The sequence below is a fragment of the Streptomyces longispororuber genome (assembly GCF_014656095.1).
In the GTDB taxonomy this organism is placed as follows: Bacteria; Actinomycetota; Actinomycetes; order Streptomycetales; family Streptomycetaceae; genus Streptomyces; species Streptomyces longispororuber.
Window position 1 is genome coordinate 1 of sequence record NZ_BNBT01000046.1, and the last position, 22,402, is coordinate 22,402.

Genomic DNA, 22,402 nt, shown 5'->3' on the forward strand with positions numbered 1-22,402 from the left:
TGAACCGGCAGCGCGCGGGCGCCCTCGCCGAGCGCCTGGGCGTGGCCGCCCTGCTCGGCAAGGGCCTGCCGCCCGTCCCCGTCGGCTGCCGCGTGGCCCCGGACGGCTCCCTGTACTTCCGCGTACCGACGGCGGACCTGCCGCGCGGCGACTGGCAGCTCCTGCTCCGGCCGCGCGCGGGCACCGAGGACACCGAGGTACGGCTGCCCTTCGAGGTCACCGGCGGCACCGGTCCTGAGGTCGAGCTGCTGCTGCACCGCAGCGGCCGCCCCATGGCCGAGGGGTGCTGGAACGTCCACCTGCGGCACGGGCGCGACAAGGGCCGCGTCCGGCGGGCACCGGCCGGCCTGGTGGAGACCGGGCGCCTGCTCGCGCCCACCGTGCCGCCGCACCCCTCCGGCGCGGGCTTCGCCACGGCGGTGCCGTACCGCACCCGCGAGGGCAACCTCTCCCTGCGGACCTGGAGCAGGCAGGGCCACGCCGAGCTGGAGACCCTCGCCGTCGGCGAGGAGGCCGTCACGCTGACCGGCAGCCTGTACGGCGACGCGACGCGCGGCCACCACTACCGGCTCACGGCACGCCTGCGCGGCGGCGGCGCCGCCTTCGAGGCCCGCTGCCGGATCGACGAGGCGGGCTGCTTCACCGCCGAGATCCCGCTGGCCGACGCGGCGCGGCACGCGGGCGGCCACGGCACCTGGGACCTGCGCCTGGAGCCGTACGACGACCAGGGCGACGCGGTCCGGATCGCCCGGCTGCGCGGCGACATCGTGGACCGGCGCCGCACCGACGCCTTCCCCGTCGCCCGGTACGCCGGCGCCGACGGCGTGGTGGAGCTGCGCCCCTGCCTGACGGCCGGCAACGACCTCGCGCTGAAGGCCGTGACCGTGGCGGCGGCGCTCGAACCGGCCGTATGATGCGCGGCGTACCGCATCGCATGGCGGCTTCCACGACCCCGAGCCCGACCGGCTCCGCACCGTGAGGTTCCGCCATGCCCGCAGCGCAGGTACGCCCCTTCCACCGTGACGACCGCGACCAGCTCACCGAGCTGGTGAACGCCCACGTGGCCGCCGTCGTGCCCGGCGTCTCCGTCTCCGTGAACACCGTCCTCGGCCATCTGGAGCGTCGGCCCGACGAGTTCGTCGTCGACCCGTGGGTGGCCGAGCGCGTGACGCTCGTCGCCGAGCAGCGGTCGTCCGTCGTGGCCGCCGCGCACCTGCTGCGCTACCGCGACGGCGCCGACGTCGGGCCCGACCACCGGGGCGCGGGCGCCGTGGAGTGGTTCGTCGCACACCCGGCCGCACCCTTCCGGCCGGACGCGGACGAGGCCGCCGACCTGCTGATGGGCGCCTGCCTCGCGCGCTTGGCCCGCTGGGGCGTGCGGATGCGCGAGGCCGACGGCGCCCTGCCCGCGCCCGCCGTGTACGGCCTGCCCCGGACCTGGCCGCACGTCCGCGCCGTCTACGAGCGCCACGGGTTCCGGCACGAGGGCCACACGGAGGTCGTCCTCCTCGCCGCCGTGGCCGACCTGCCGGTGCCCGAGGCCCCGCACCCGGGGCTGTCCGCCGTGCGTACCCTCGGCGCCTGCGGCACCCGCTTCACGGCCCGCCTGGACGGGCGCGACCTCGGCCACATCGAGGTCGACACCTCCCTCGGCCGGCCCGAGCGGCAGGCCCGCAACGGCTCCCTGGCGGACGTCGGCGACTTCCGCACCGCACCCGGCCACGGCGTCGACGGCCTGGACGCCTGGCTCCTGGGCCGGGCCGCGCGGTGGCTGCGCCTGGCCGGGGCCGACCGGCTGCTCACCTACGAGGACGCGCACGACACGGCCGCCCTGGCGCGGGCACAGCGGCTGGGCTTCACCGAGCTGGTGCGCACGGACCGGGGCTGGCGCCATCGGGACGCGACCGCGCGCCCCTGATTCAGCCGGGCGGCTCCGGGGCACCCGTGTCCGCGTCGGACCGGACAGACGTACGGGTCGTTCCGGTGGTGTCCGCGTCCCATCCGTCGGAGGGTGGGACGGGAGCACCACGGCGTCCCCGCCGGGCGGGAGCCGTCGGGGGCGCCCGGCCCGTACCGGCCTGTCCTGACCTCGTACGGAAGGAACACCATGACGCACCGCCCCGACCACCGCCCCGAGGAGCCCGCGGACACGGCCGCGGAGGAGGTCTTCGAGGAGGCCGAGGACGCGGCCACCCGGCACCTGGGGGACGACCGCGACGCCGAGAAGGACAGCGAGGCCGCGGACCCGCTCACCCCCAGCGTCGGGGCGCAGGAGGACGCCCGGCGCGGTCACGGCGGCGGGAAGGCGTAGCACCATGGCGCGCGCAGCGCTCTTCGACGTCGACGGGACCCTCGCCGACACCAACCACCTGCACGTGGTCGCCTGGTGGGAGGCGTTCCGGCAGGCGGGCGAGACGGTCGCCACGCACGACATCCACCGGTCCATCGGGCTCGGCTCCGGCGACCTGATCGCCCGTCTGCTCGGCGACGGCCGCGACCGTGACCGTGACGAGGAGCTCAGCTCCGCGCACACCACGCTGTACGGCACCTACTTCGACCGGCTCGCCCCGCTGGAGGGCGCCCGCGACCTCCTGTACGCCCTCGCCGACCGCGACTGGCGCATCGTCCTCGCGACCTCGGCGGGCGGCGGCGAGCTGGCGGCGCTGCGCCGCGCCATCGACGCCGACGACGTGATCGCCGGGGTCGCGAGCGCCGACGACGTCTCCGCGGGCAAGCCCGCGCCCGACCCCGTCCACCACGCCCTGGAGATCGCCGGGTGCGGCCCGGACGACGCGGTGTTCGTCGGCGACACCGTGTGGGACATGCGGGCGGCGCGCCGGGCCGGGGTGCGTGCCGTGGGGCTGCTCTGCGGCGGCATCCCCCGGCACGACCTGGAGGAGGCCGGTGCGGCCGCCGTGTACGGCACCCCCGCCGACCTGCTCAAGGACATCGACAGCGGGGTCCTCACCGGCGAGCGGTGAGCGGCCGCCGGGCCTCAGCCGAACTGCACCGAGCGCTTGGACAGGCCCAGCCAGGTGCCCTCGATGACGCTGCGCTGGGCGCGCGGGTCGTCCGCCGCCGTGCCGAGCGCGACCGCGAGCGGGACGAAGTGCTCCTCGCGGGGGTGGGCCAGGCGGGCACCCGGCGCCTTGTGCGCGAAGTCCAGGAGGGCGTCCACGTCCCCGGCGGCCAGGGCGCGCTCGCCCCACTCGTCGAACTCGGCGAGCACGGCCGGGACCTGGTTGCCGGGGTTGATGGCCCGCAGGTTGTGGGTGAAGTGCCCGCTGCCGACGATCAGGACGCCCTCGTCGCGCAGCGGGGCCAGCTTGCGGCCGATGTCCAGCAGGCGCCGCGGCTCCAGCGTCGGCAGGGACATCTGGAGCACCGGCACGTCGGCGTCCGGGTACATCTCCCGCAGCGGTACGTACGCCCCGTGGTCCAGGCCGCGCTCGGGCAGGTCCTGCACGGGCATGCCGGGGCCGCGCAGCAGCTTGCGCACCTTCTCGGCGAGGGCGGGGGCGCCCGGGGCGGCGTACCGCACGCCGTAGTAGTGCTCCGGGAAGCCCCAGAAGTCGTAGATCAGCGGCACGGTGGTGGTGGCGCCGAGGGCGAGCGGGGCCTCCTCCCAGTGCGCGGAGACCATCAGGACGGCCGTCGGCCGGGGCAGCTCGGCGCCCCAGCGGGCCAGCTCGCCCGGCCAGTCGGCGTCCTCGGCCAGGGTGGGGGCGCCGTGGCTCAGGAAGAGGGACGGCATGCGCTGGGCGGCTGCGCCGGTCATGGTCGGCTCCTTGGGTACGGAGGACGGGGAAGTTCAAATTTGAACCACACCCCACCGTACCGGCTTGTTTGAATTTGAACAACAGGGCGTAGGCTGGGCCCATGCCCGAGACGCACTGGCTCAACGACGACGAGATGGCCGCCTGGCAGGCCTTCCTGACCGCCGGGGCGCTGCTCAACCGGCGCATCGAGGAGCAGCTCAAGGACGAGTCCGGCCTGTCCCACCTCCAGTACGAGGTGCTCGTGCGGCTCGGTGCCGCCGAGGGCGGGCGGCTGCGCATGACCGAGCTCGCCGCCGTGGTCGTCACCAGCAAGAGCGGCCTCACGTACCAGGTCACGCAGTTGGAGAAGGCGGGCCTGGTGCGCCGCAGCTCCTGCCGCGACGACGTGCGCGGGGTCTACGCCGTCCTCACGGACGAGGGCCGCCGGCGCCTGGAGGCCGCCGCCCCGGGCCACGTCGGCGTGGTCCGCGCCCACCTCGTCGACGTCCTCACGCCCGACCAGCTCGCCGCGGTCAAGGAAGGGCTCGGGGAGGTGGCCCGACGGCTGGGCGGATGAGGGCGCGCGGGCCGGGCGGGTGACGGTGCCGGGGCCGGTCCCGCGGGCCACACCAGGGGGCCGGGCGGCGGACGGCCGGGGGACATGCCGGGGCGGGGTCGTGGACCCGGGGCCCTCGCTGCCCGATGCTCACGGCCATGATCCAGCGCCCCCAGGACCTCCCGCACCCCCACGCCCGGCCGGGCCCGCGCCGCCCCGTCGCCGCCCTCACCGCCGTCTGCGCGCTCGTCGTGCTCGGCGCCGCGCCGGACGCCGTCGCGCGCGCGGTGCCCCAGGAGAGCGCCGCCGACCGCGCGTACCGCGACTTCCTCGACCGCGGTGCCGACGCCAAGGTCATGACCGTCGCCCACCGCGGCCAGTGGCGCGAGGCGCCCGAGAACAGCCTCGCCGCGGTACGGGCGGCCTTCGCGGACGGCGCCGAACTCGTCGAGGTCGACGTACGGCTCACCAAGGACCGCGTCCCCGTCCTCATGCACGACGCGACCGTGGACCGCACCACCGACGGCAAGGGCCGCGTCGCCGATCTCACCCTCGCCGAGCTGGGCCGGCTGCGCCTGCGCAAGGGGCTCGGCGGCGCACAGGCCCCGCTCACCGGGCAGCGCGTCCCCACGCTCGCCGACGTGATGCGCGTGGCCAAGCGGCGCGGCCTGGTCAACCTCGACAAGGCGTGGGACGCCCGGGAGGAGGCGTGGCGGGTGCTCACCGCGACCGGCACCGTGCGCAACGGCCTGTTCAAGTCCGCCGCGCCGGTGGACGAGGTGCGGGCGTTCCTCGCCGGACACCGCGGCGCCCTGTACGCGCACACCCTCGACGACGACAACCGCGGCGCCGTGGAGGAGTTCGGCCCGGACCAGCCCCTCGCCTACGAGGTCGGCTTCGACAAGACCGACGACGCGGTGGCCGACCCCGCGTTCCTGGGGCGGCTGCGGTCCACCGGCCGCGTCTGGATCAACAGCATGGAGGACGACCTCGCCGCCGGGCACACCGACGAGGCCTCGCTGATCGACCCGGCGCGCGGCTGGGGCGCGCTCCTGCGCACCTACCGGGCGAACGTCATCCAGACCGACGACGTCGAGGCGCTGGAGGAGTACCTGGCCACCGGGCGGGCGGGCGCGGTGCCGCGCGGCGCGGTACGCGTCCAGGGCGAGGCCTACGCCGAGGGCGGCGAGGGCGTCGCGTACCACGACACCGACGCGGACAACCGCGGCGACGGCCCCGGCCGGCCCGGCGAGGGCGTCGACGTCTGCGACCACGACGGCGCGATCGCGGTGTGCTGGATGCGCGGCTCGGAGTGGCTCACGTACCAGGTGGACGTGGCGCGGCCCGGCCGCTACACCGTGGCGGCCCGCGTCTCCTCGCCGTACTCGCCCGCCGGGAGCTACCGGATCGCCCTCGGCCGGGGCGCGCCGAGCGGGCCCGTCGCCGTCGGCATCACCACCGCCCACCGCGCCTACGAGCTCCAGCGCAGCCGCGTCACGCTGCGCCTGCCCCGCGGCCGCCACACGCTGCGGCTGTCCCTGGACGAGGGCGCGTTCCAGAACTGGAACCTGGACTACCTCCAGCTCGAACCGAGGTGGCGGCCCGTCCGGCGGGCCGACGGGCCCTCCGTCGCGGACGCTTCGCCCGCACCACCGAAAGGGCCGTGAGCGCCGCCGGGAAGGCGGAGCCGGGTAATCCGCTCGTAAGGCGGTCGGCCTGATGTGGGTGGTGGGCGACCGGCGGGGCGCGCAAGCCGCTGGTAGTCGCCGGAGGGGGAGCCGTGGCCGAAAGCCGGGTCCGGGCCGCCCTTCCGGTGCCGGGCCGGGGCAAGCCGTCGGATACGCGTCCCGTCCGCCGTCCCCAAAACAGGGGTCGGTAGGGGTGTCCACGCCCTGGCCTGCCTGTTAATGAGGGGTATTCAGCCGGAAAGCGCGTTGTTAAGGTGGTCGTGTCCGGCCGACGGTACGGCAGCGCGGCAACGGCGGCAGCCGGGGCGACGGCGCAACGGCAACGGGGCATCGCGGCGGCCGGACGACCACGCGACGACAGCCGCTGCCTGACCAGCAGTCGCTGGGGGGACCACCGGCGCGCGGCACCGCCGTCGCCGCTCGACACGTGCCCGTGCGGCGCCTTTCGTCCGTACGGTCCGTTCTCGTTATACGTACGTCCACGGCACGTCCTTCGACACCGTGTACTTCTCGACACCGCGTACTTCTGGGGAGACGTCCGCGGTGCGGGGTGCCGTGGCTCACAGCGGGGGAGACACAGTGACGGTGACCATAGCCAGCCTGCCCGTGTGCGGCCTGCCCGTGCGCGGTTTGCCCGTGTGCGGCGTTCCACGATCCGCGGGGGTGAGGTGAGTTGACCATCCCAGGACCCCCGCGCGTCGACCGGCGGGAGGTCGTCGACGTCGAGATCGCCGCGCTGTCGACGGCCTGCTCGCCGAGGCTCTCCGGAGTGGACGCGGACCACGTGGAGGTGCTCGCCGCGGTGCGCGCGGCGCTGCCGCCCATCACCGTGCACCACCCGACGATGCGGGTCATCGACGGGCTGCACCGCGTCCGGGCCGCGGAGCTGCGCGGCCGCGCCACGATCCCGGCCAGGTTCTTCCACGGCGCCGAGGCCGACGCGTTCGTGCTGGCCGTCGAGGCCAACATCGCCCACGGCCTGCCGTTGACGACGGCCGACCGCAAGGGGGCCGCCCGGCGCATCATCACCTCGCACCCGCACTGGTCGGACCGCATGATCGCCTCGGTCGCGGGCATCGCGCCGGGCACCGTCGCCGAGATCCGCAGGCGCGCGCCCGGCGGCGCCCGCGGGACCAGCCGCCTCGGCCAGGACGGCCGGGTCCGCCCGGTCAACGGCGCCGAGGGGCGCAGGCTGGCGGGCGAGATCATCGCCGCGAACCCCGGCCTGTCGCTGCGCCAGGTCGCCCGGGCCGCCCGCATCTCGCCCGAGACGGTCCGCGACGTACGCAACCGCATGCTGCGCGGCGAGGATCCGCAGCTCCGCCGCGGTGGACGGCCCGCGGGCCCGGGCGGACCGTCCGCCCGGCGCGGCGGCTCCGGCCCGGTGGCGGTGCCCGACCACGCCCCGCCCCGGAACCTCGCCCCGGCACGGGCCCCGGACCGCGCCCCGACACGAGACCGCAGCCCGGCCCAGGACCGCACCCCGGCCCAGGGTCGTGACGGGGCGCAGGGCCGCAGCCCGGCCCGAGACCGTGCCCCGGCCCAGGACCGGGCCGCCGCCGTGGAGCGGCTCATGGCGGACCCCGCGCTGCGGTTCAGCGAGACCGGGCGGACGCTGCTGCGGCTGCTCACCCTGCACACCCTCGCCCCGGCGGACTGGGAAAGGATCATCGAGCAGGTGCCGCCGCACTGCGGGGGCATCGTCGCCCGCCTCGCCGTCGACTGCGCCGAGATGTGGGCGGACGTCGCCGAACGCGTCCAGCGGAAGGTCGCCGAGACGGCCTGATACGACACGGAGGCACGGGCCCCGCCGTCCAACCGCGCAATCCTGCCGCTCGGGCGGTCGGCCGCTCGGGCGGTTGGGCGCTCGGGCGGTTGGGCGGTCGGTCGGTCGGTGGGGGCGTGGGTTGCGGCGGACGCCTGGCCGGGGTGCGTGCGCCGTGTGCTTCTCGCACCTGCCGCCGCTCGCTGGTCGGCGTCGGCGCGGGGCGCTACCGTCCTTGCGTACGAGCGCCACGGCCACCGGCACCCGGCCCGTTCCCACCCGCTCGACCCCTGGCCTCACCCCGCCCCGGAAAACGCGCAGCACGCGAAGGAGGACGGTGGCCGTGACGGCACGCACGGACGGTCAGGAACCAGCGGGCCGGGACTCCGCCGACCGCGACAGCGCCACCCCGGTACCGACGCCGGGCCAGGCCCCGGACCCGGCCTTGTCGCCGCGCCCGTCAGGCCTGACCTCCCACGCCGACTCCGAAGCCGGGGTGGGATGTGACGACCAGGAACCCAACGGCGGGAAACCTGACGGCCAGGGGTCTGCCACCTCCACAGCCCAGGCCGTCCTGTCCGTCGCGGGGCCGCTGAACCCCGCCCGGCTGCGTGCGTCCTGGCAGGCCCTGGCCGCCCGCCACGCGACCCTGCGGGCGGGGTTCCGCCCCGGTGCGGCGGGCCGGTGCGTCCTGCGCGAGGTCACACTCCCGTGGGCCGAGGCGGACCTCTCCGGCCTCCCCGAACGGGCCGCCCGCGCGGAGCTGGACCGCCTCGCGGCGCACGAGCGCGCCCGCCGCGTCGACCCGGCCGACGCGCCGCTCCCGCGCCTGCTCCTGGTCCGCCTCGCCGAAGGCCGCCACCGGCTCCTCCTCACGTACGCCCACCTCCCGCTGGACGACCGGTCCTTGACGGTCATGCTCGACGAACTGGCCACGACGTACGCGGCCGGGGCGGACACCTCGTCGCTGCCGCCGGTGATGTCCCCCACCGCGTACGCGGCGTGGCTGGACCGCCAGGACAAGGAGGCCGCGCGGGCCGCGTGGCGCGCGGAGTTCGCCGACGCGGAGGAGCCGACGCTCATCGGCGGGACGCCACCGGGGCCACGAGAGGGAGAACCTCCGCAGGGGACGCCCCAACAGCCCGTCGTGCCGTCCCTGTTGGCGTCGACAGCGGGAGACGCCGAGGCCCCGGTCAGGACGTCGGTCCACCTGTCCCCGGAGGCCTCCGCCGCCCTCACCCGCCTGGCCCGTGACCACGACCTCCCCCTGAGCACGGTGGTGTGGGGCGCCTGGGCGCTGGTCCTCGCCCGCCCGGCCGGGCGCACGGACGTGGTCTTCGGGGCCACGGTGGCGTGCCGCCCGCCGGAGCCGCCCGGCGCCGCGTCCGCGGTCGGCCCGTTCGGCACCACGATCCCGGTACGCGTGCGCCTCGACCCGGCACAGCCCGTCGTACGGCTGCTCACCACGCTCCAGGAGCGCCGGGCGGCCCTGCTGCCGCACCGGCACCTGGGCCTCGCCGGGATCCAGGAGGCGGCCGGTCCGGGCGCGGCCTTCGACACCCTGCTGGTGGACGAGGGCCACCCCCGCGACGAGCACCGCCCCTGCGACGAGGACCGCCCCCGCGACGCGGGTGCCGCCCCCCGCTCCGGCGCCGTCACCTTCACCCCGGTGGAGCACCACCGGGCCGCCCGGTACCCCCTGACGGTCGGCGTCGTCCCCGGCACGCGCCTCCGCGTGGACGTCACCCGCCGCCCCGGCCTCGTCGACCGCGAACTCGGCGATGCCGTCGGCGACATGCTCACCCGCGTGCTCGAACAGATCGCGGCCGACCCGTCGCTACCGCTGGGCCGCGTCGCCGTCCTCACCGGCCCCGCACGCGCACCGGTCCGCGCGGACCGGGGTGCCACGGCGGGCGGTGCCCCCGCCGGGCCGGTGCCGGAGCTCATCGCGCGGCAGGTCGCCACCACCCCCGGCGCGACCGCCGTGACGGACGGCGAACGACACCTGAGCCACGCGGAGTTGTGGCAGGCGTCGGGCCGCGTGGCCGGGCTCCTCGCCGGGCTCGGCGTCGGGCGCGGCGACCTCGTGGCGGTGGCCATGGAGCGTTCCGCAGGCCTGGTGGCGGCGCTGCTCGGCGTCTGGCGCGCCGGGGCGGCGTACGTACCGGTCGACACGTCGGCGCCAACGGCTCGTAACGCGCGGCTCCTGCGCGACGGCGCCCCGGCGGTGGTGCTGTGCACGCGGTCGACACGGGGCGCGGTGCCGGCGAGCGGGGCGCACGTCGTGGTCCTCGACGAGCCCGCCACCGAGCGGGAGTCGGCCGCCCGCGGGGACGGGCCCGCGGTGCGGGTCGGGCCGGACGACGTCGCGTACGTGATGTACACCTCCGGGTCGACGGGCGTCCCGAAGGGGGTGGCGGTGCCGCACGGCAGTGTGGCGGCGCTGGTGGGTCAGGCGCAGTGGGGGGTGGGGCCGGGCGACGCGGTGCTGATGCACGCGCCGCACGCGTTCGACGTCTCGTTGTACGAGGTGTGGGTGCCGCTGGCGGCGGGCGCCCGGGTGGTGGTGGCGGGGCCGGGTCCTGTGGACGCCGCGCGGGTGCGGGCGTACGCGGCGCAGGGCGTCACGCGGCTGCATCTGACGGCGGGCGCCTTCCGGGTCGTCGCCGCTGACACGCCCGGCTGCCTTGGAGGGCTGCGGGAGGTCCTGACGGGCGGGGACGTGGTGCCCGCGGCGTCGGTGGCCCGGGTGCGCGCCGCGTGCCCGGACCTGACCGTGCGCCACCTGTACGGCCCCACGGAGGCGACCCTGTGCGCCACTTGGCACACCTGGCGGCCGGGCGAGCCGGTCGGCCCGGTGCTGCCGATCGGCCGCCCCCTGCCCGGCCGCCGGGCGTACGTCCTCGACGCGTTCCTGCTGCCGGTGCCGCCGGGCGTGGTGGGCGAGCTGTACGTGGCGGGCGGGGGCCTCGCCCAGGGCTACCGGGGGCGGCCCGGGCCGACGGCGGAGCGGTTCGTGGCGTGCCCGTACACGCCCGGCGGACGCATGTACCGCACCGGTGACCTGGCCCGGTGGACCGGCGACGGGACGCTGGTGTTCGCGGGCCGCGCGGACGAGCAGGTGAAGATCCGCGGCTTCCGGGTGGAGCCGGGCGAGGTGGAGGCGGTCCTCGCGGCCTGCCCCGGTGTGGCGCAGGCGGTGGTGACGGCCCCGCGCTCCGGCCCCGGCGAGCGGCGGCTGACCGGCTACGTCGTCGCCGACGGGCAGCCGGTGGACGGCGCCGCGGTACGCCGGTACGCGGCCGCGGCGCTGCCCGCGTACATGGTGCCCGCCGTCGTCCTGGTCCTGGACGAGCTGCCCGTGACGCGCAACGGCAAGGTGGACCGGGCCGCCCTGCCCGCGCCGGACCTCACGGGCGACGCGGTGGCGGAGGGGACGCCGCGCACGGATGCCGAGGCGACGCTGTGCCGGTTGTTCGCCGACGTGCTCGGCGTCGCACGGGTCGGCGTCGGGGACAGCTTCTTCGAGCTGGGCGGTGACTCCCTCCTGGCGATGCGGCTCGCGGCGCGGGCCCGCCGCGCCCACCTGGCCTTCGCCTCCCAGGACGTCTTCGCGCACGAGACCCCCGCCGCGCTCGCGGCCGTGGCCGCCCGCGCCGCCGCCCGCGCGGGGAGCGACGAGGGCGTGGGCGAGGTGCCGTGGACGCCGGTGATGCGGGAGCTGGGGGAGTGGGCGGCCCACCCGGAGTTCGCCCAGTGGACGGTGGTCGGGGCGCCGCCCGGCCTCGGCCGCGACGTGCTCGCCGCCGGGCTCGGCGTCGTCCTCGACGCCCACCCGATGCTGCGGGCCCGCACGACGGACCGCCGGGTGCTGGTGGCCGGCCCACCCGGGACGGTGGACGCGGGCGCGCTCGTCACACGCGTCGACGCGACCGAGGCCACTCCCGTGGACACGGCTCCGGACCGGCCCCCCGCGCCCGTCGCCCCCACAGGGGACGCGCCTTCCCCCGACACCGCCACGGACGAGGCGGCCCCTACGGAGGCGTCCCGCACCGAGGCGACATGCGCTGAGGCGTCGCGCACCCAGGCGGCCCCGACCGAAGCAGCTCTGACTGGCGCGTCCAGCACCGAGGCGATCCGCGCTGAGGCGCCGCGCGCCCAGGCGGCCCGCACCGAGGCGATGCGCAGCCAGGCGGCCCCGACGGAGGCGGCTCCAATCGAGACGTCCCGCACGGAGGCGGCTTTGGCCGAGGCGTCCCGCACCGAGGCGGCCCCGACCGAAGCGTCGCGCGCCCAGGCGTCGCGCGCCCACACGGCCCCCACCGAGGCCGCCCTGGACCGAGTCGCGTGCCGTGTCGCCCGGGACGCCGTCCGGCGGCTCGACCCCGCCTCCGGTGTGCTGCTGCAGGCGGTGTGGCTGGACGCCGGTCCGCGCCGGGTCGGGCGGCTGGTCCTCGTCGTGCACCGCCTGGTCGTCGACGCGGCGTCGTGGCGGATCCTGCTGTCGGACCTGCGCACGGCCTGCGAGGCCGTCGCCGCCGTACGCGAGCCCGCGCCGGAGCCGGAGCGCACCTCGTTCCGGCGGTGGGCGGAGTGCCTGACCGCGCGGGCCCGCACGGACCACCGCGCGGCGGAACCGGAGGCGGGGACAGCCGCGCTCGACACCCCGCAAACCGCTCTGGCCCGGCGTGCGTTCGACCCTCGGCGCGACACCGTGGCGAGCCTGGAGCACCGCTCGTGGACGCTGTCCCCCGGCCCCACCGGCACGCTCCTGACCAGGACGACGGCGCTCTTCGACTGCACCCCGCACGAGGTGCTCCTCGCGGGCCTCGCGGGCGCGCTGGCACACGGCCGAGGCGTGACCACGTACCTCGTGGACGTGGAGGAGGACGGCCGCACGGCGGCCGGTGACGGCGCGCAACTGGCGCGCACGATCGGCTGGTTCACCCGCACCCGCCCCGTCCGGCTCGACCTCGGCGGCATCGACCTGCCGGAGGCCCTGTCCGGCGGCCCCGCGGCGGGCGCGCTCCTGGCGGCGGTCAGGGAACAGGCCCGGGCGGTCCCCGCCGACGCCACCGGTCACGGCCTCCCGCGCGCCCCCCGCCCCGGCACCGCGAGCCCCCGGGCCGCCCCGCCGCGTCCCCCCATCGGCTTCACCTTCCTCGACCGCCTCCCCGGCGGCGCCACACCGCGGGCCGCCGCGGCCTGGGAACCGGCCGGGGACCCGGCGTGCGGCGGCTGCGCGCCTCCCGGCATGCCCGTCCGCCACGTCCTGGAGGCGAGCGCCGCGGTCCGCGCCACCCCGGACGGCCCCGCGCTCACGCTCACCCTGAGCTGGCCCGGCGCCCTCCTCGACACCGCGGCCGCCGCGGGGACCGGCGCGACGTGGCGCGCCGCGCTGACCGCCGTGGCCGCGCGCACCGGCGGGCGCGCGTAGTGGCCCCGCACCCGCTTGACGCCCCGCCGCGGACCTCACCAGACTCGACGGCACCTGCGGGACCGCCGGGCGAGGAGCCGGGGCTCCGGCCGCGGGAGAAGCCCCCGAAAGACCACGGACCGGACCGGGAGAAGCCCCGGGACGACGCGGGAGACCCGAGAGGGGAGCGGGATGGCCTTGCCGGACGCCGAGGAGTTCGACGTGGTGGTGGTCGGCGGGGGTCCCGCCGGATCGACCCTGGCCGCGCTGGTGGCGCTGCGCGGACACCGCGTCCTGGTCCTGGAGAAGGAGCACTTCCCCCGCCACCAGATCGGTGAGTCCCTGCTGCCGGCCACGGTGCACGGCGTGTGCCGGCTGACCGGGGTGGCGGACGAGCTCGCCGCGGCGGGCTTCCCGCGCAAGCGCGGCGGCACCTTCCGCTGGGGCGCCAACCCCGAGCCCTGGACGTTCGCCTTCGCCGTGTCGCCACGCATGTCCGGGCCGACGTCGTACGCGTACCAGGTGGAGCGGTCCCGGTTCGACGACATCCTGCTCAAGCACGCGCGCCGCGTGGGCGCCGAGGTCCGCGAGGGCTGTGCCGTCCTCGACGTCGTCGCCGACGACGAGCGGGTGCGGGGCGTGCGCTACACGGACGCCGACGGCCACGAGCGCCGGGCGCTCGCCGCGTTCGTCGTGGACGCCTCCGGCAACGGCAGCCGCATCCACCAGCGGGTGGGCGGCACCCGCGTGTACTCGGACTTCTTCCGCAGCCTCGCCCTGTACGGCTACTTCGAGGGCGGCAAGCGGCTGCCCGCACCCAACTCCGGCAACATCCTCTCCGTCGCCTTCGACAGCGGCTGGTTCTGGTACATCCCCCTCAGCGCGACCCTGACCAGCGTCGGCGCCGTCGTCCGCCGCGAGCTGGCCGACAAGATCCGCGGCGACCGGCACCGGGCCCTCCTCGCCCTCATCGACGAGTGCCCGCTGATCAGCGAGTACCTGTCCGACGCCCGGCGCGTCACCACCGGCCCCTACGGCGAGCTGCGCGTGCGCAAGGACTACTCGTACCACCACACGACGTTCTCCCGCCCCGGCATGGTGCTCGTCGGCGACGCCGCCTGCTTCGTCGACCCCGTCTTCTCCTCCGGCGTCCACCTCGCCACGTACGGCGCGCTGCTCGCGGCCCGCTCCCTCAACAGCGTGTTCGCCGGGACCGTCGACGAGCCGCGCGCCCTGCGGGAGTTCGAGGCCCGCTACCGCCGCGAGTACGGCGTCTTCTACGAGTTCCTGCTCTCCTTCTACGAGATGCACCACGACGAGGACTCGTACTTCTGGCGGGCCAAGAAGGTCACCCGCGCCGACCGCCCCGAGCTGGAGTCGTTCGTCGAGCTGATCGGCGGGGTCTCCTCCGGCGAACAGGTCCTCACGGACGCCGATGCCGTCGCGGCGCGGCTGCGCGCCGGGTCCGCGGAGTTCGCCGACGCCGTCGACGCGGTCGCGGGCAGCACCGACGGCAGCATGGTGCCGCTGTTCACGTCCTCCGTGGTGCGCGAGGTGATGCGCGAGGGCGGGCAGGTGCAGATGCGGGCCCTGCTCGGCGAGGACGCCGAGCCCGAGGCGCCGCTGTCCGAGGGCGGCCTGGTGCCCACCGCGGACGGCATGCTCTGGCACGACCCGGGCGTCCCACCGGCCCCCACCCACCCGGACGTACCCCGGAACCCGGACGTACTCCACTAAGCCGCACGTGCCCCGGTGGACCCGACGTACCCCCGTACCCCGTAGCCCTGACGTCCCCTCACGGCAGCCGCGTCACCCGCAGCTCCCGCGCCGCGGCCACCCCGGCGCACCCCGCGAGCCCCAGCGCGTCCCGGAGCTCCGCCGTGAGCAGGTCGAGCACGTGCCGCACCCCGGCCTCCCCGGCCACCGCGAGCCCCCACAGCGGCGGCCTGCCCACCAGGACCCCGTCGGCGCCCAGGGCCAGCGCCCCGAGCACGTCCACCCCCCGGCGGACCCCGCCGTCGAGCAGCACCTCGCACCCGCCGCCGGCCGCCCGCACCGCCTCGGCCACGGCGGGCAGCGCCTCCACACCCGGCAGGGCGCCGTCGAGCTGGCGCCCGCCGTGGTTGGAGACCACGACCGCGTCCACGCCCAGCTCCACCGCCCGCACCGCGTCCTCGGGCGCGAGGACCCCTTTGAGGACGAGCGGCAGTCGGGTCGCGGCCCGGAGCTCGGCCACGCGACGCCAGGTCAGGGCCGCCGAGAACGCCCCGGCGGTGTGCGCGGCCACCGCCGAGCCGCGCCCCGGCGCCCGGTGCGCCGCCGAGCCGGCCCCGGCGTCGAGGCGCGCGGCGTCCACGTGCGCGGGCAGCGCGAAGCCGTTGCGCACGTCGCGTGCCCTGCGCCCCATCCAGGGCACGTCCACGGTGAGCACGACCGCGGCGCACCCCGCGTCCTCCGCCCGGCGCGCCAGGTCCAGGGACCGCCCCGGCTCCCGCAGCCAGTAGAGCTGGAACCAGACGGTGCCCCCGACGGCGGTGACCTCCTCCACGGGGACGCTGCTCAAGGTCGCCACCGTGAACGGCACGCCCGCCGCGCGTGCCGCCCGCGCGGCGGCCACCTCGCCGTGCGGGTGCAGCAGCCGCTGGTAGGCCACCGGCGCGACGGCCACCGGCAGCCGCGCCGGGCGCCCGAGGAGCGTCGTGTCCGTGGCGCACGCCGAGACGTCCCTGAGCACCCGGGGCGTGACGTACAGGCGGTCGAACGCCGCGCGGTTGGCGGCGAGCGTCCGCTCCTGGCCGCTGCCGCCCGCCACGAAGTCCCACACGTCGCGCGGCAGCACGGCCGCGGCCGCCCGCTCGACGGCGGCGAGGTCGTCGAGCTCCCCGAGCCCGTCGGGGCAGGCAGGACCGGCGCCCTCCGCGGCCGGGAGGCCGTCCGGCGCGGGACCGGCCGCGCCCGGCAGGCCCGCGCCCGGCACTCCCGCCGGGAGGTCAGCGCCCGCCACGCCTGCCGGTCCGTTCCAGCTCCACGGCCTCGTACAGGGCCTTGATGTTGGCGCTGCCGAAGGTCCGCGCGCCCCGGCGCTCGATGACCTCGTAGAAGAGCGTGCCGCGCGGGTGCGCCGACGCGGTGAAGACCTGGAAGAGCTGGCCCCCGTGGTCCTCGTCCACGAGGAGGTTCGTGGCCCGCAGCTCCTCCCGCGTGTGCGTCCGCAGGCCGATGCGCTCGCCGAGCAGGTCGTAGTACGTGCCCGGGGTCCTCAGGAACGTCACGCCGCGCGCGGACAGCGCCCGCACCGAGCGGACGGCGTCGTCGCTGGAGAAGGCCAGGTGCTGCACGCCCGCGCCGTGGTGCGCCTTCAGGAACTCGTCGATCTGCCCCGGCTCCGCCGCCGGGTCCGGCGCGATGAGCGTCAGGGTGACCGCGCCGGTCACCGCGGACTGCACGACCTTGGACTCCATCGCCTGCGCGCCGACGGTGATGCGCTCCTGGTAGATCTCCCGGAAGCCCAGGGCGTCCGCGTAGAGGCGGACGGTCGCGTCGAGGTCGCCCGCCTCCACGCACACCGCGACGTGGTCGACGTCCAGGAGCCCCGCCCCGCCGGAGGGCTCCGCGGCCCCCGGCACCGGGACGAACCCGGCGGGCAGCCCCGGGCCCTCTCCGGGCGCGCGCTCCACCAGCGTGTGCACCACGTCGCCGAAGCCGCCCACGGCCGCCGTGACGCGCGGCCCCGCACCCGGGTGCGGGACCGGCCGCCGCACCGGCCGCGCCCCGCCTGCCACTGCCGCGGCGAAGGCCGCGGGCACGTCGGCGGTGCGCAGCGCGATGTCCGCGACGCCGTCGCCGTGCGCGCTCACGTACGCGGACGCCGGGTGCCGCCCGGAGGACGCCGAGGTCAGCACCAGCGTCGTACGCCCCTGGCGCAGGGCCACACCGCGGTGCCCGGCGCCGCCGCCGGTGCCGGCGACCGCGAAGCCGTAGCCGCCGGTCCAGGCGGACACGGCGGAGTCCAGGTCCTCGACGTACAGTTCGACGTAGTCGACGCCCAGGTCCGTGAGGTCCGCGGCGGCGCCGGGGCGGCCCCTCGCCGGGGGCCGTTCGGGTGAATGCGTCATCGGAGCCCTCGCACTTCCATGGGTGGGGTGGATGTCGTTACCGTCGGGCGGCGGGGCCGGACACTGCGGGGCCGAACATGCGGAGGCGACCCGATCGTAAGGTGGTCCGCCGCGTCGCCGCACCTGTCGGAGAAGACGACGCGGAGAAGACGACGCGGGGAGGGCGAGGCGGGCGAGGACGGGAAGGACGGGAGGGAGACCAGCAGCGTGCGGGGTCGCGCCCCGGCGCCGCCCACCGCCGGCCGAGGACGCAGGTGAGGGACATCCACGAACCGGACATCAGCCGTGCCGCGTCGGACGCGGTGAGCCTGCACGCACAGACCCTGCACGCCTCGCTCGGCGACGCGTCGATGGAGTCCATGACCCTCCTCAACGAGATCGCGGGCACGTACCCCGACGCGATCTCCTTCGCGGCGGGCCGCCCCTACGAGGGCTTCTACGACGTGGAGCAGATCCACGCCTACCTGCGGGAGTTCTGCGCGCACCTGCGCGGCGACCTCGGCATGAGCGAGGCCGCCGTGGCCCGCGCCCTGTTCCAGTACGGCGACACCAAGGGCATCATCGCCGGTCTCGTCGCGCGGAGCCTCGCCGTGGACGAGGGCATCGAGGCCGACCCGGCGTCCGTGGTCGTCACGGTCGGCTGCCAGGAGGCCATGTTCCTGGTCCTGCGCGCGCTGCGCGCCGGCGACCGGGACGCGCTGCTCGCGCCCAGCCCCACGTACGTCGGCCTGACCGGCGCCGCGCTCCTCGCCGACCTGCCCGTCCTGCCCGTACGCACCGGGGAGACGGGCCTCGACCTCGACGACCTGTCGGCCCGGCTGCGGCAGGCGCGCGCCGCGGGCCGGCGCGTCCGCGCCTGCTACGTCACCCCCGACTTCGCCAACCCCGTGGGCGTCAGCCTCTCCCTCGCCGACCGCCGGCGGCTCCTCGACCTCGCGGAGGCCGAGGACCTGCTGCTCCTGGAGGACAACGCGTACGGGCTCCTGAACACCGCCCCCGAGCGGCCGCCCACCCTCAAGGCCCTGGACCGGCACCAGCGCGTCGTGTACCTCGGCTCGTTCGCCAAGACCGGCATGCCGGGCGCCCGGGTGGGCTACGTCGTGGCCGGGCAGCGGGTGACGGGCGGGCGCGGCGGCAGCGTCCTGCTCGCCGACGAGCTCTCGAAGATCAAGAGCATGCTGACCGTCAACACCCCGCCGATCGCGCAGGCCGTCATCGGTGGCAAGCTGCTCGCCCACGGGTGCAGCATGGCCGCCGCCAACCGCCGCGAGGCGGAGGTCTACCGGCGCAACCTGGACCACGTCCGCGACGGCCTCCGGCGCCGCCTCGGTCACTGCCCGGGCGTCACCTGGAACGCGCCCACCGGCGGCTTCTTCCTCGTCGTCACCGTGCCCTTCACCGTCGACGACGAGCTCCTCGCGTACGCGGCCCGCCGCCACGGCGTGCTCTTCACGCCCATGCACCACTTCTACGGCTCCACGGCCGGCCACCATCAACTGCGCCTCTCGATCAGCACCCTGACGCCGGACCGCATCGAGGAGGGCCTGGACCGGCTCGCCGCGCTCGTCACCGAACGGCTGCCGCGGGCCTGACCACGGGCAGGGCCCCCGCCAGACAACCTCTCCCGTAGAACGAGCGTTCTATCCAGCCGGACGAGGAACTGCGCCCCCAGCCCGGTGAGGGCGGGCCCGGGCGCCCACCCCTTGCGCAAGCTTGCGGCGTGCTCCGGCGGCATCGACCGCAACCCGCAGGACACGCGCCGGTAACGATCGCCGGTTCTTGCAGAAAATCGCCGCAAGGTCTTTCGAGACGTTTGCAGGCCTGTTACGTTCCTGCCAACCCGGCGCCGCGTCCGAGTGCGGCCGGCAGGAGGCACCTCTTCGTCTCCCCCTCTTCCGGGTCATTCCGGGACCACCCCGGGCTTTTCCGGGACCAGTTGAAGGAGTTCACATGCGGCGTGGCATAGCGGCCACCGCGGTGGCCGCCGCCCTGGCGCTGACAGCGGCGGCGTGCGGCGGCGACGACGGCGACAGCGGGAAGAAGAGCGGCGGCAAGCTCTCCGGCACCGTCACCTTCTGGGACACCGCGAACGACGCCGAGAAGGCGACGTACGAGAAGCTCGCCAAGGGCTTCGAGGACCTCCACCCGGGCGTCGAGGTCAACTACGTGAACGTCCCGTTCGGCGAGGCCAACGCCAAGTTCAAGAACGCCGCGGGCGGCAACTCCGGCGCCCCCGACGTGATGCGCACCGAGGTCGCCTGGGTCGCCGACTTCGCCAACCTCGGCTACCTGGCCCCGCTGGACGGCACCGCCGCGCTCGACAAGCCCGACGACTACCTGCCGCAGGCCGCCGCCAGCACCAAGTTCAAGGGCAAGACGTACGCGGTCCCGCAGACCATCGACACCCTCGCGCTCTTCTACAACAAGAAGATGCTCAAGGACGCCGGCGTCGCGGTGCCCAAGACCTTCGACGAGGTGAAGTCCGCCGCGAAGAAGATCAAGTCGAAGTCCGGCAAGACCGGCCTCTACCTGCGCGGCGACGACCCGTACTTCTACCTGCCGTACCTCTACGGCGAGGGCGGGGACCTCCTCGACACCGAGAAGAAGGAGATCACCGTCGACGACGCCGAGGGCGGCAAGGCCTTCGCCGTCATGAAGGACCTCGTCGACTCCAAGGCCGCGGTCACCGACGCCAGCGACGGCTACAACAACCAGCTCAACGCCTTCAAGGACGGCGACGTCGCCATGGCGCTCGACGGCCCCTGGTCGATCGAGGGCGCCCTCGCGGGCAAGCAGTTCAAGAACGACAAGGCCAACCTCGGCGTCGCGCCCGTGCCCGGCGGCAGCGCCCGCCAGGCCTCGCCGCAGGGCGGCTGGAACCTCGCCGCGTACGCGGGCTCCAAGAACCTCGACGCCTCCTACGCGTTCATCAAGTACATGAGCTCGGCGAAGGTGCAGCAGCAGACCACCGAGAAGCTCAGCCTGCTGCCGACCCGCACCTCCGTGTACGAGGTCAAGTCCGTCAAGGACAACCAGATGGTGCAGTTCTTCAAGCCCGCCGTCGACAAGTCCGTGCAGCGCCCGTGGATCCCCGAGGGCAACTCGCTGTTCGAGCCCGTCCGCCTCCAGATGCAGAAGGTGCTCAGCGGCAAGACCTCGCCCGAGGGCGGCGCCAAGGGCATCGGCGACGCCTACCGCAAGCTCCTCAAGGACTACAAGTAGCGATGGCTGTCGAGAGCGGCCCCCGGGTGGCCGGGGCCGCGGACGCCCGTGACGGCGTCCGCGGCCGCGCCCCCCGCGCGGGCAAGAACCCCGGACGCCTGCGCAGGGCGCTGAGCACCCACTGGTACGCCTGGGCCATGGTCGCCCCCGTGGTGACCGTCATCGGCGTCATCGTGGGCTACCCCCTGGTGCGCGGCCTGTACCTGTCGACGACGGACGCCAACGAGGCCAACGTCGAGCGCACCATCGGCGTCAACCACATCCCGGCGACGTACGAGTCCGTCGGCCTGGACAACTACCGGGCCATCCTCGACGACGGCGTCTTCTGGGACCGGCTGACCTGGACCGTCATCTGGACGGTGTCCTGCGTCGCCCTGTCGTTCGCGCTCGGCCTGGTCCTCGCGAACATGCTCAACCGCAAGCTCAGGGGCCGCTCCTTCTACCGGATGGCGCTGATCCTGCCCTGGGCGGTGCCCGCCTTCGTCTCGGTCTTCACCTGGCGCCTGCTCTTCAACGAGAAGAAGGGCGTCCTCAACAAGATCCTCGAAGGCGGCGGCATCGACGCCGTCCCCTGGCTGAACGACCCCACCTGGGCCAAGCTCTCGGTGATCACGGTCAACGTGTGGCTGGGTGTGCCGTTCATGCTCGTCGCCATGCTCGGCGGCCTCCAGTCCATCCCGGCGGAGCTGTACGAGGCCGCGGAGATGGACGGCGCGAACGCCTGGCAGCGCTTCCGCCACATCACCCTGCCGGGCCTCAGGCCCGTCGCCACCACCGTGGTGCTCATCAGCGCCATCTGGACCTTCAACATGTTCCCGGTGATCTTCCTGCTGACCCGGGGCGGCCCGGGCGACGCCACCGAGATCCTGGTGACGTACGCCTACCGCCTGTCGTTCGTCGTCAGCCCCCGCGACTTCGCCGGCTCCGCGGCCTGGGGCGTGCTCATCCTGGTGCTCCTGTCGCTCTTCGCGGTGGTCTACCGCCGCGCGCTCCGCAAGCAAGGAGAGGTGTGGTGACCATGAAGAAGACCGGCACGCCGCGGCCGCGCGGCGAGCGCGGCCCGCTCGCCTCCGTCGCGCTGCACACCACCCTGCTGATCGCCAGTGCCATCGCGGTGCTGCCGCCCCTGTGGCTCCTGGTGACCTCGTTCAAGCCGCAGAGCGAGGCGTTCTCCACGGCCCTGGTCAAGGACTTCACGCTCGGCAACTACGACCACGTCCTGAACGACACCAAGTTCCTGCACTGGGTGGCCAACTCCCTGTTCGTCGTCGGCCTGACCACGGTCATCGGCGTGTTCATCTCCGCGACCACCGGGTACGCCGTCAGCCGGTTCAAGTTCCCCGGCATGCGGCCCCTGATGTGGCTCCTGCTCATCACGCAGATGTTCCCCGTCGCCGTGCTCATCGTGCCGCTGTACAACCTGCTCGCGAGCATGGAGCTGCTGAACCAGCCCCTGGGCCTGGTGCTCACCTACCTCACCATCGCGGTGCCGTTCTGCGCCTGGATGATGAAGGGCTACTTCGACACCATCCCGGTGGAGATCGACGAGGCGGGGCGCGTGGACGGGCTCAACCCGTTCGGCACCTTCTGGCGGCTCATCCTGCCGCTCGCCAAGCCCGGCCTCGCCGTCACCGGCTTCTACAGCTTCATCACCGGCTGGGCCGAGGTCGCCTACGCCTCCGCGTTCATGACCGGCGAGGAGAACCTCACCCTCGCGGGCGGCCTGCAGACCTTCGTCAACCAGTACACCAGCGACTGGGGCTCGCTGACGGCCGCCGCGGTCATCGTGGCCGTACCCGCCGCGGTGATCTTCGGGTTCGTCCAGCGCCACCTCGTCTCCGGCCTCACCGCCGGCGCGACGAAGTCCTGACACCCCTCGCAC

General features: G+C 75.4%; 15 protein-coding genes and 1 pseudogene. 13 read left to right on the forward strand and 3 right to left on the reverse strand.

Going from position 1 to position 22,402, the window contains the following annotated elements:
* The 4 genes and pseudogenes from IE330_RS16680 to IE330_RS16695 all read left to right on the forward strand — a co-directional run.
* Positions 1-914 (forward strand): annotated as a pseudogene (locus IE330_RS16680) (hypothetical protein); the annotation flags it as partial.
* Positions 915-988: 74 nt separating this feature from the next.
* Positions 989-1,918 carry an N-acetyltransferase gene (locus IE330_RS16685; RefSeq protein WP_190136810.1) on the forward strand — a complete coding sequence of 310 codons (930 nt, stop codon included), beginning with the start codon at positions 989-991 and terminating at the stop codon, positions 1,916-1,918.
* Positions 1,919-2,107: 189 nt separating this feature from the next.
* Positions 2,108-2,311 carry a hypothetical protein gene (locus IE330_RS16690; RefSeq protein ID WP_190136811.1) on the forward strand — a complete coding sequence of 68 codons (204 nt, stop codon included), beginning with the start codon at positions 2,108-2,110 and terminating at the stop codon, positions 2,309-2,311.
* 4 nt (positions 2,312-2,315) lie between these two features.
* Positions 2,316-2,981: an HAD family hydrolase gene (locus IE330_RS16695; protein WP_190136812.1), complete on the forward strand. Its 666-nt coding sequence runs from the start codon at positions 2,316-2,318 to the stop codon at positions 2,979-2,981.
* 14 nt (positions 2,982-2,995) lie between these two features.
* On the opposite strand, the gene IE330_RS16700 is transcribed toward IE330_RS16695, so the two are convergent.
* Complete coding sequence (locus IE330_RS16700) at positions 2,996-3,778, reverse strand: dioxygenase family protein (protein ID WP_190136813.1); 783 nt, start codon at positions 3,776-3,778, stop codon at positions 2,996-2,998.
* Between the two features lie 101 nt (positions 3,779-3,879).
* On the opposite strand from IE330_RS16700, the gene IE330_RS16705 reads away from it, so the two are divergent.
* From IE330_RS16705 to IE330_RS16725, 5 genes are all read left to right on the forward strand, one after another.
* Positions 3,880-4,335, forward strand: a complete 456-nt coding sequence (locus IE330_RS16705; protein ID WP_190136814.1) for a MarR family winged helix-turn-helix transcriptional regulator — start codon at positions 3,880-3,882, stop codon at positions 4,333-4,335.
* A gap of 137 nt (positions 4,336-4,472) precedes the next feature.
* Positions 4,473-5,981 carry a glycerophosphodiester phosphodiesterase family protein gene (locus tag IE330_RS16710; protein WP_229925700.1) on the forward strand — a complete coding sequence of 503 codons (1,509 nt, stop codon included), beginning with the start codon at positions 4,473-4,475 and terminating at the stop codon, positions 5,979-5,981.
* A 694-nt stretch (positions 5,982-6,675) separates the two neighbouring features.
* On the forward strand, positions 6,676-7,788 hold the full coding sequence (locus tag IE330_RS16715) for a ParB/RepB/Spo0J family partition protein (protein WP_229925701.1): 1,113 nt from the start codon (positions 6,676-6,678) through the stop codon (positions 7,786-7,788).
* A gap of 322 nt (positions 7,789-8,110) precedes the next feature.
* The gene (locus IE330_RS16720) at positions 8,111-13,204 is read left to right on the forward strand and encodes a non-ribosomal peptide synthetase (RefSeq protein ID WP_229925702.1); all 5,094 of its coding nucleotides are present in this window, start codon (positions 8,111-8,113) and stop codon (positions 13,202-13,204) included.
* A gap of 171 nt (positions 13,205-13,375) precedes the next feature.
* A complete protein-coding gene (locus tag IE330_RS16725; protein WP_190136817.1) occupies positions 13,376-14,920 on the forward strand; it encodes a tryptophan 7-halogenase in 1,545 nt (514 codons plus the stop codon).
* A gap of 58 nt (positions 14,921-14,978) precedes the next feature.
* Here the strand turns inward: IE330_RS16725 and IE330_RS16730 are convergent, their stop codons facing one another.
* Together IE330_RS16730 and hppD are read right to left on the reverse strand one after the other, a co-directional pair.
* The gene (locus IE330_RS16730) at positions 14,979-16,145 is read right to left on the reverse strand and encodes an alpha-hydroxy acid oxidase (protein ID WP_190136846.1); all 1,167 of its coding nucleotides are present in this window, start codon (positions 16,143-16,145) and stop codon (positions 14,979-14,981) included.
* A gap of 28 nt (positions 16,146-16,173) precedes the next feature.
* Entirely contained in the window at positions 16,174-17,298 is a 1,125-nt protein-coding gene (gene hppD, locus IE330_RS16735) for a 4-hydroxyphenylpyruvate dioxygenase (protein WP_190136818.1), read from the reverse strand.
* 350 nt (positions 17,299-17,648) lie between these two features.
* Here hppD and IE330_RS16740 point away from each other — a divergent pair, with 350 nt between their 5' ends.
* The 4 genes from IE330_RS16740 (at position 17,649) to IE330_RS16755 (ending at position 22,390) form a co-directional block, all read left to right on the forward strand.
* Positions 17,649-18,890, forward strand: coding sequence for an aminotransferase-like domain-containing protein (locus IE330_RS16740; protein ID WP_190136847.1), 1,242 nt, complete (start codon positions 17,649-17,651; stop codon positions 18,888-18,890).
* Positions 18,891-19,248: 358 nt separating this feature from the next.
* A complete protein-coding gene (locus IE330_RS16745) occupies positions 19,249-20,520 on the forward strand; it encodes an extracellular solute-binding protein (protein WP_190136819.1) in 1,272 nt (423 codons plus the stop codon).
* Between the two features lie 2 nt (positions 20,521-20,522).
* Positions 20,523-21,536, forward strand: a complete 1,014-nt coding sequence (locus IE330_RS16750) for a carbohydrate ABC transporter permease (protein WP_190136820.1) — start codon at positions 20,523-20,525, stop codon at positions 21,534-21,536.
* 2 nt (positions 21,537-21,538) lie between these two features.
* Positions 21,539-22,390, forward strand: coding sequence for a sugar ABC transporter permease (locus IE330_RS16755; RefSeq protein ID WP_190136848.1), 852 nt, complete (start codon positions 21,539-21,541; stop codon positions 22,388-22,390).
* The last annotated feature ends 12 nt before the right edge of the window (positions 22,391-22,402 follow it).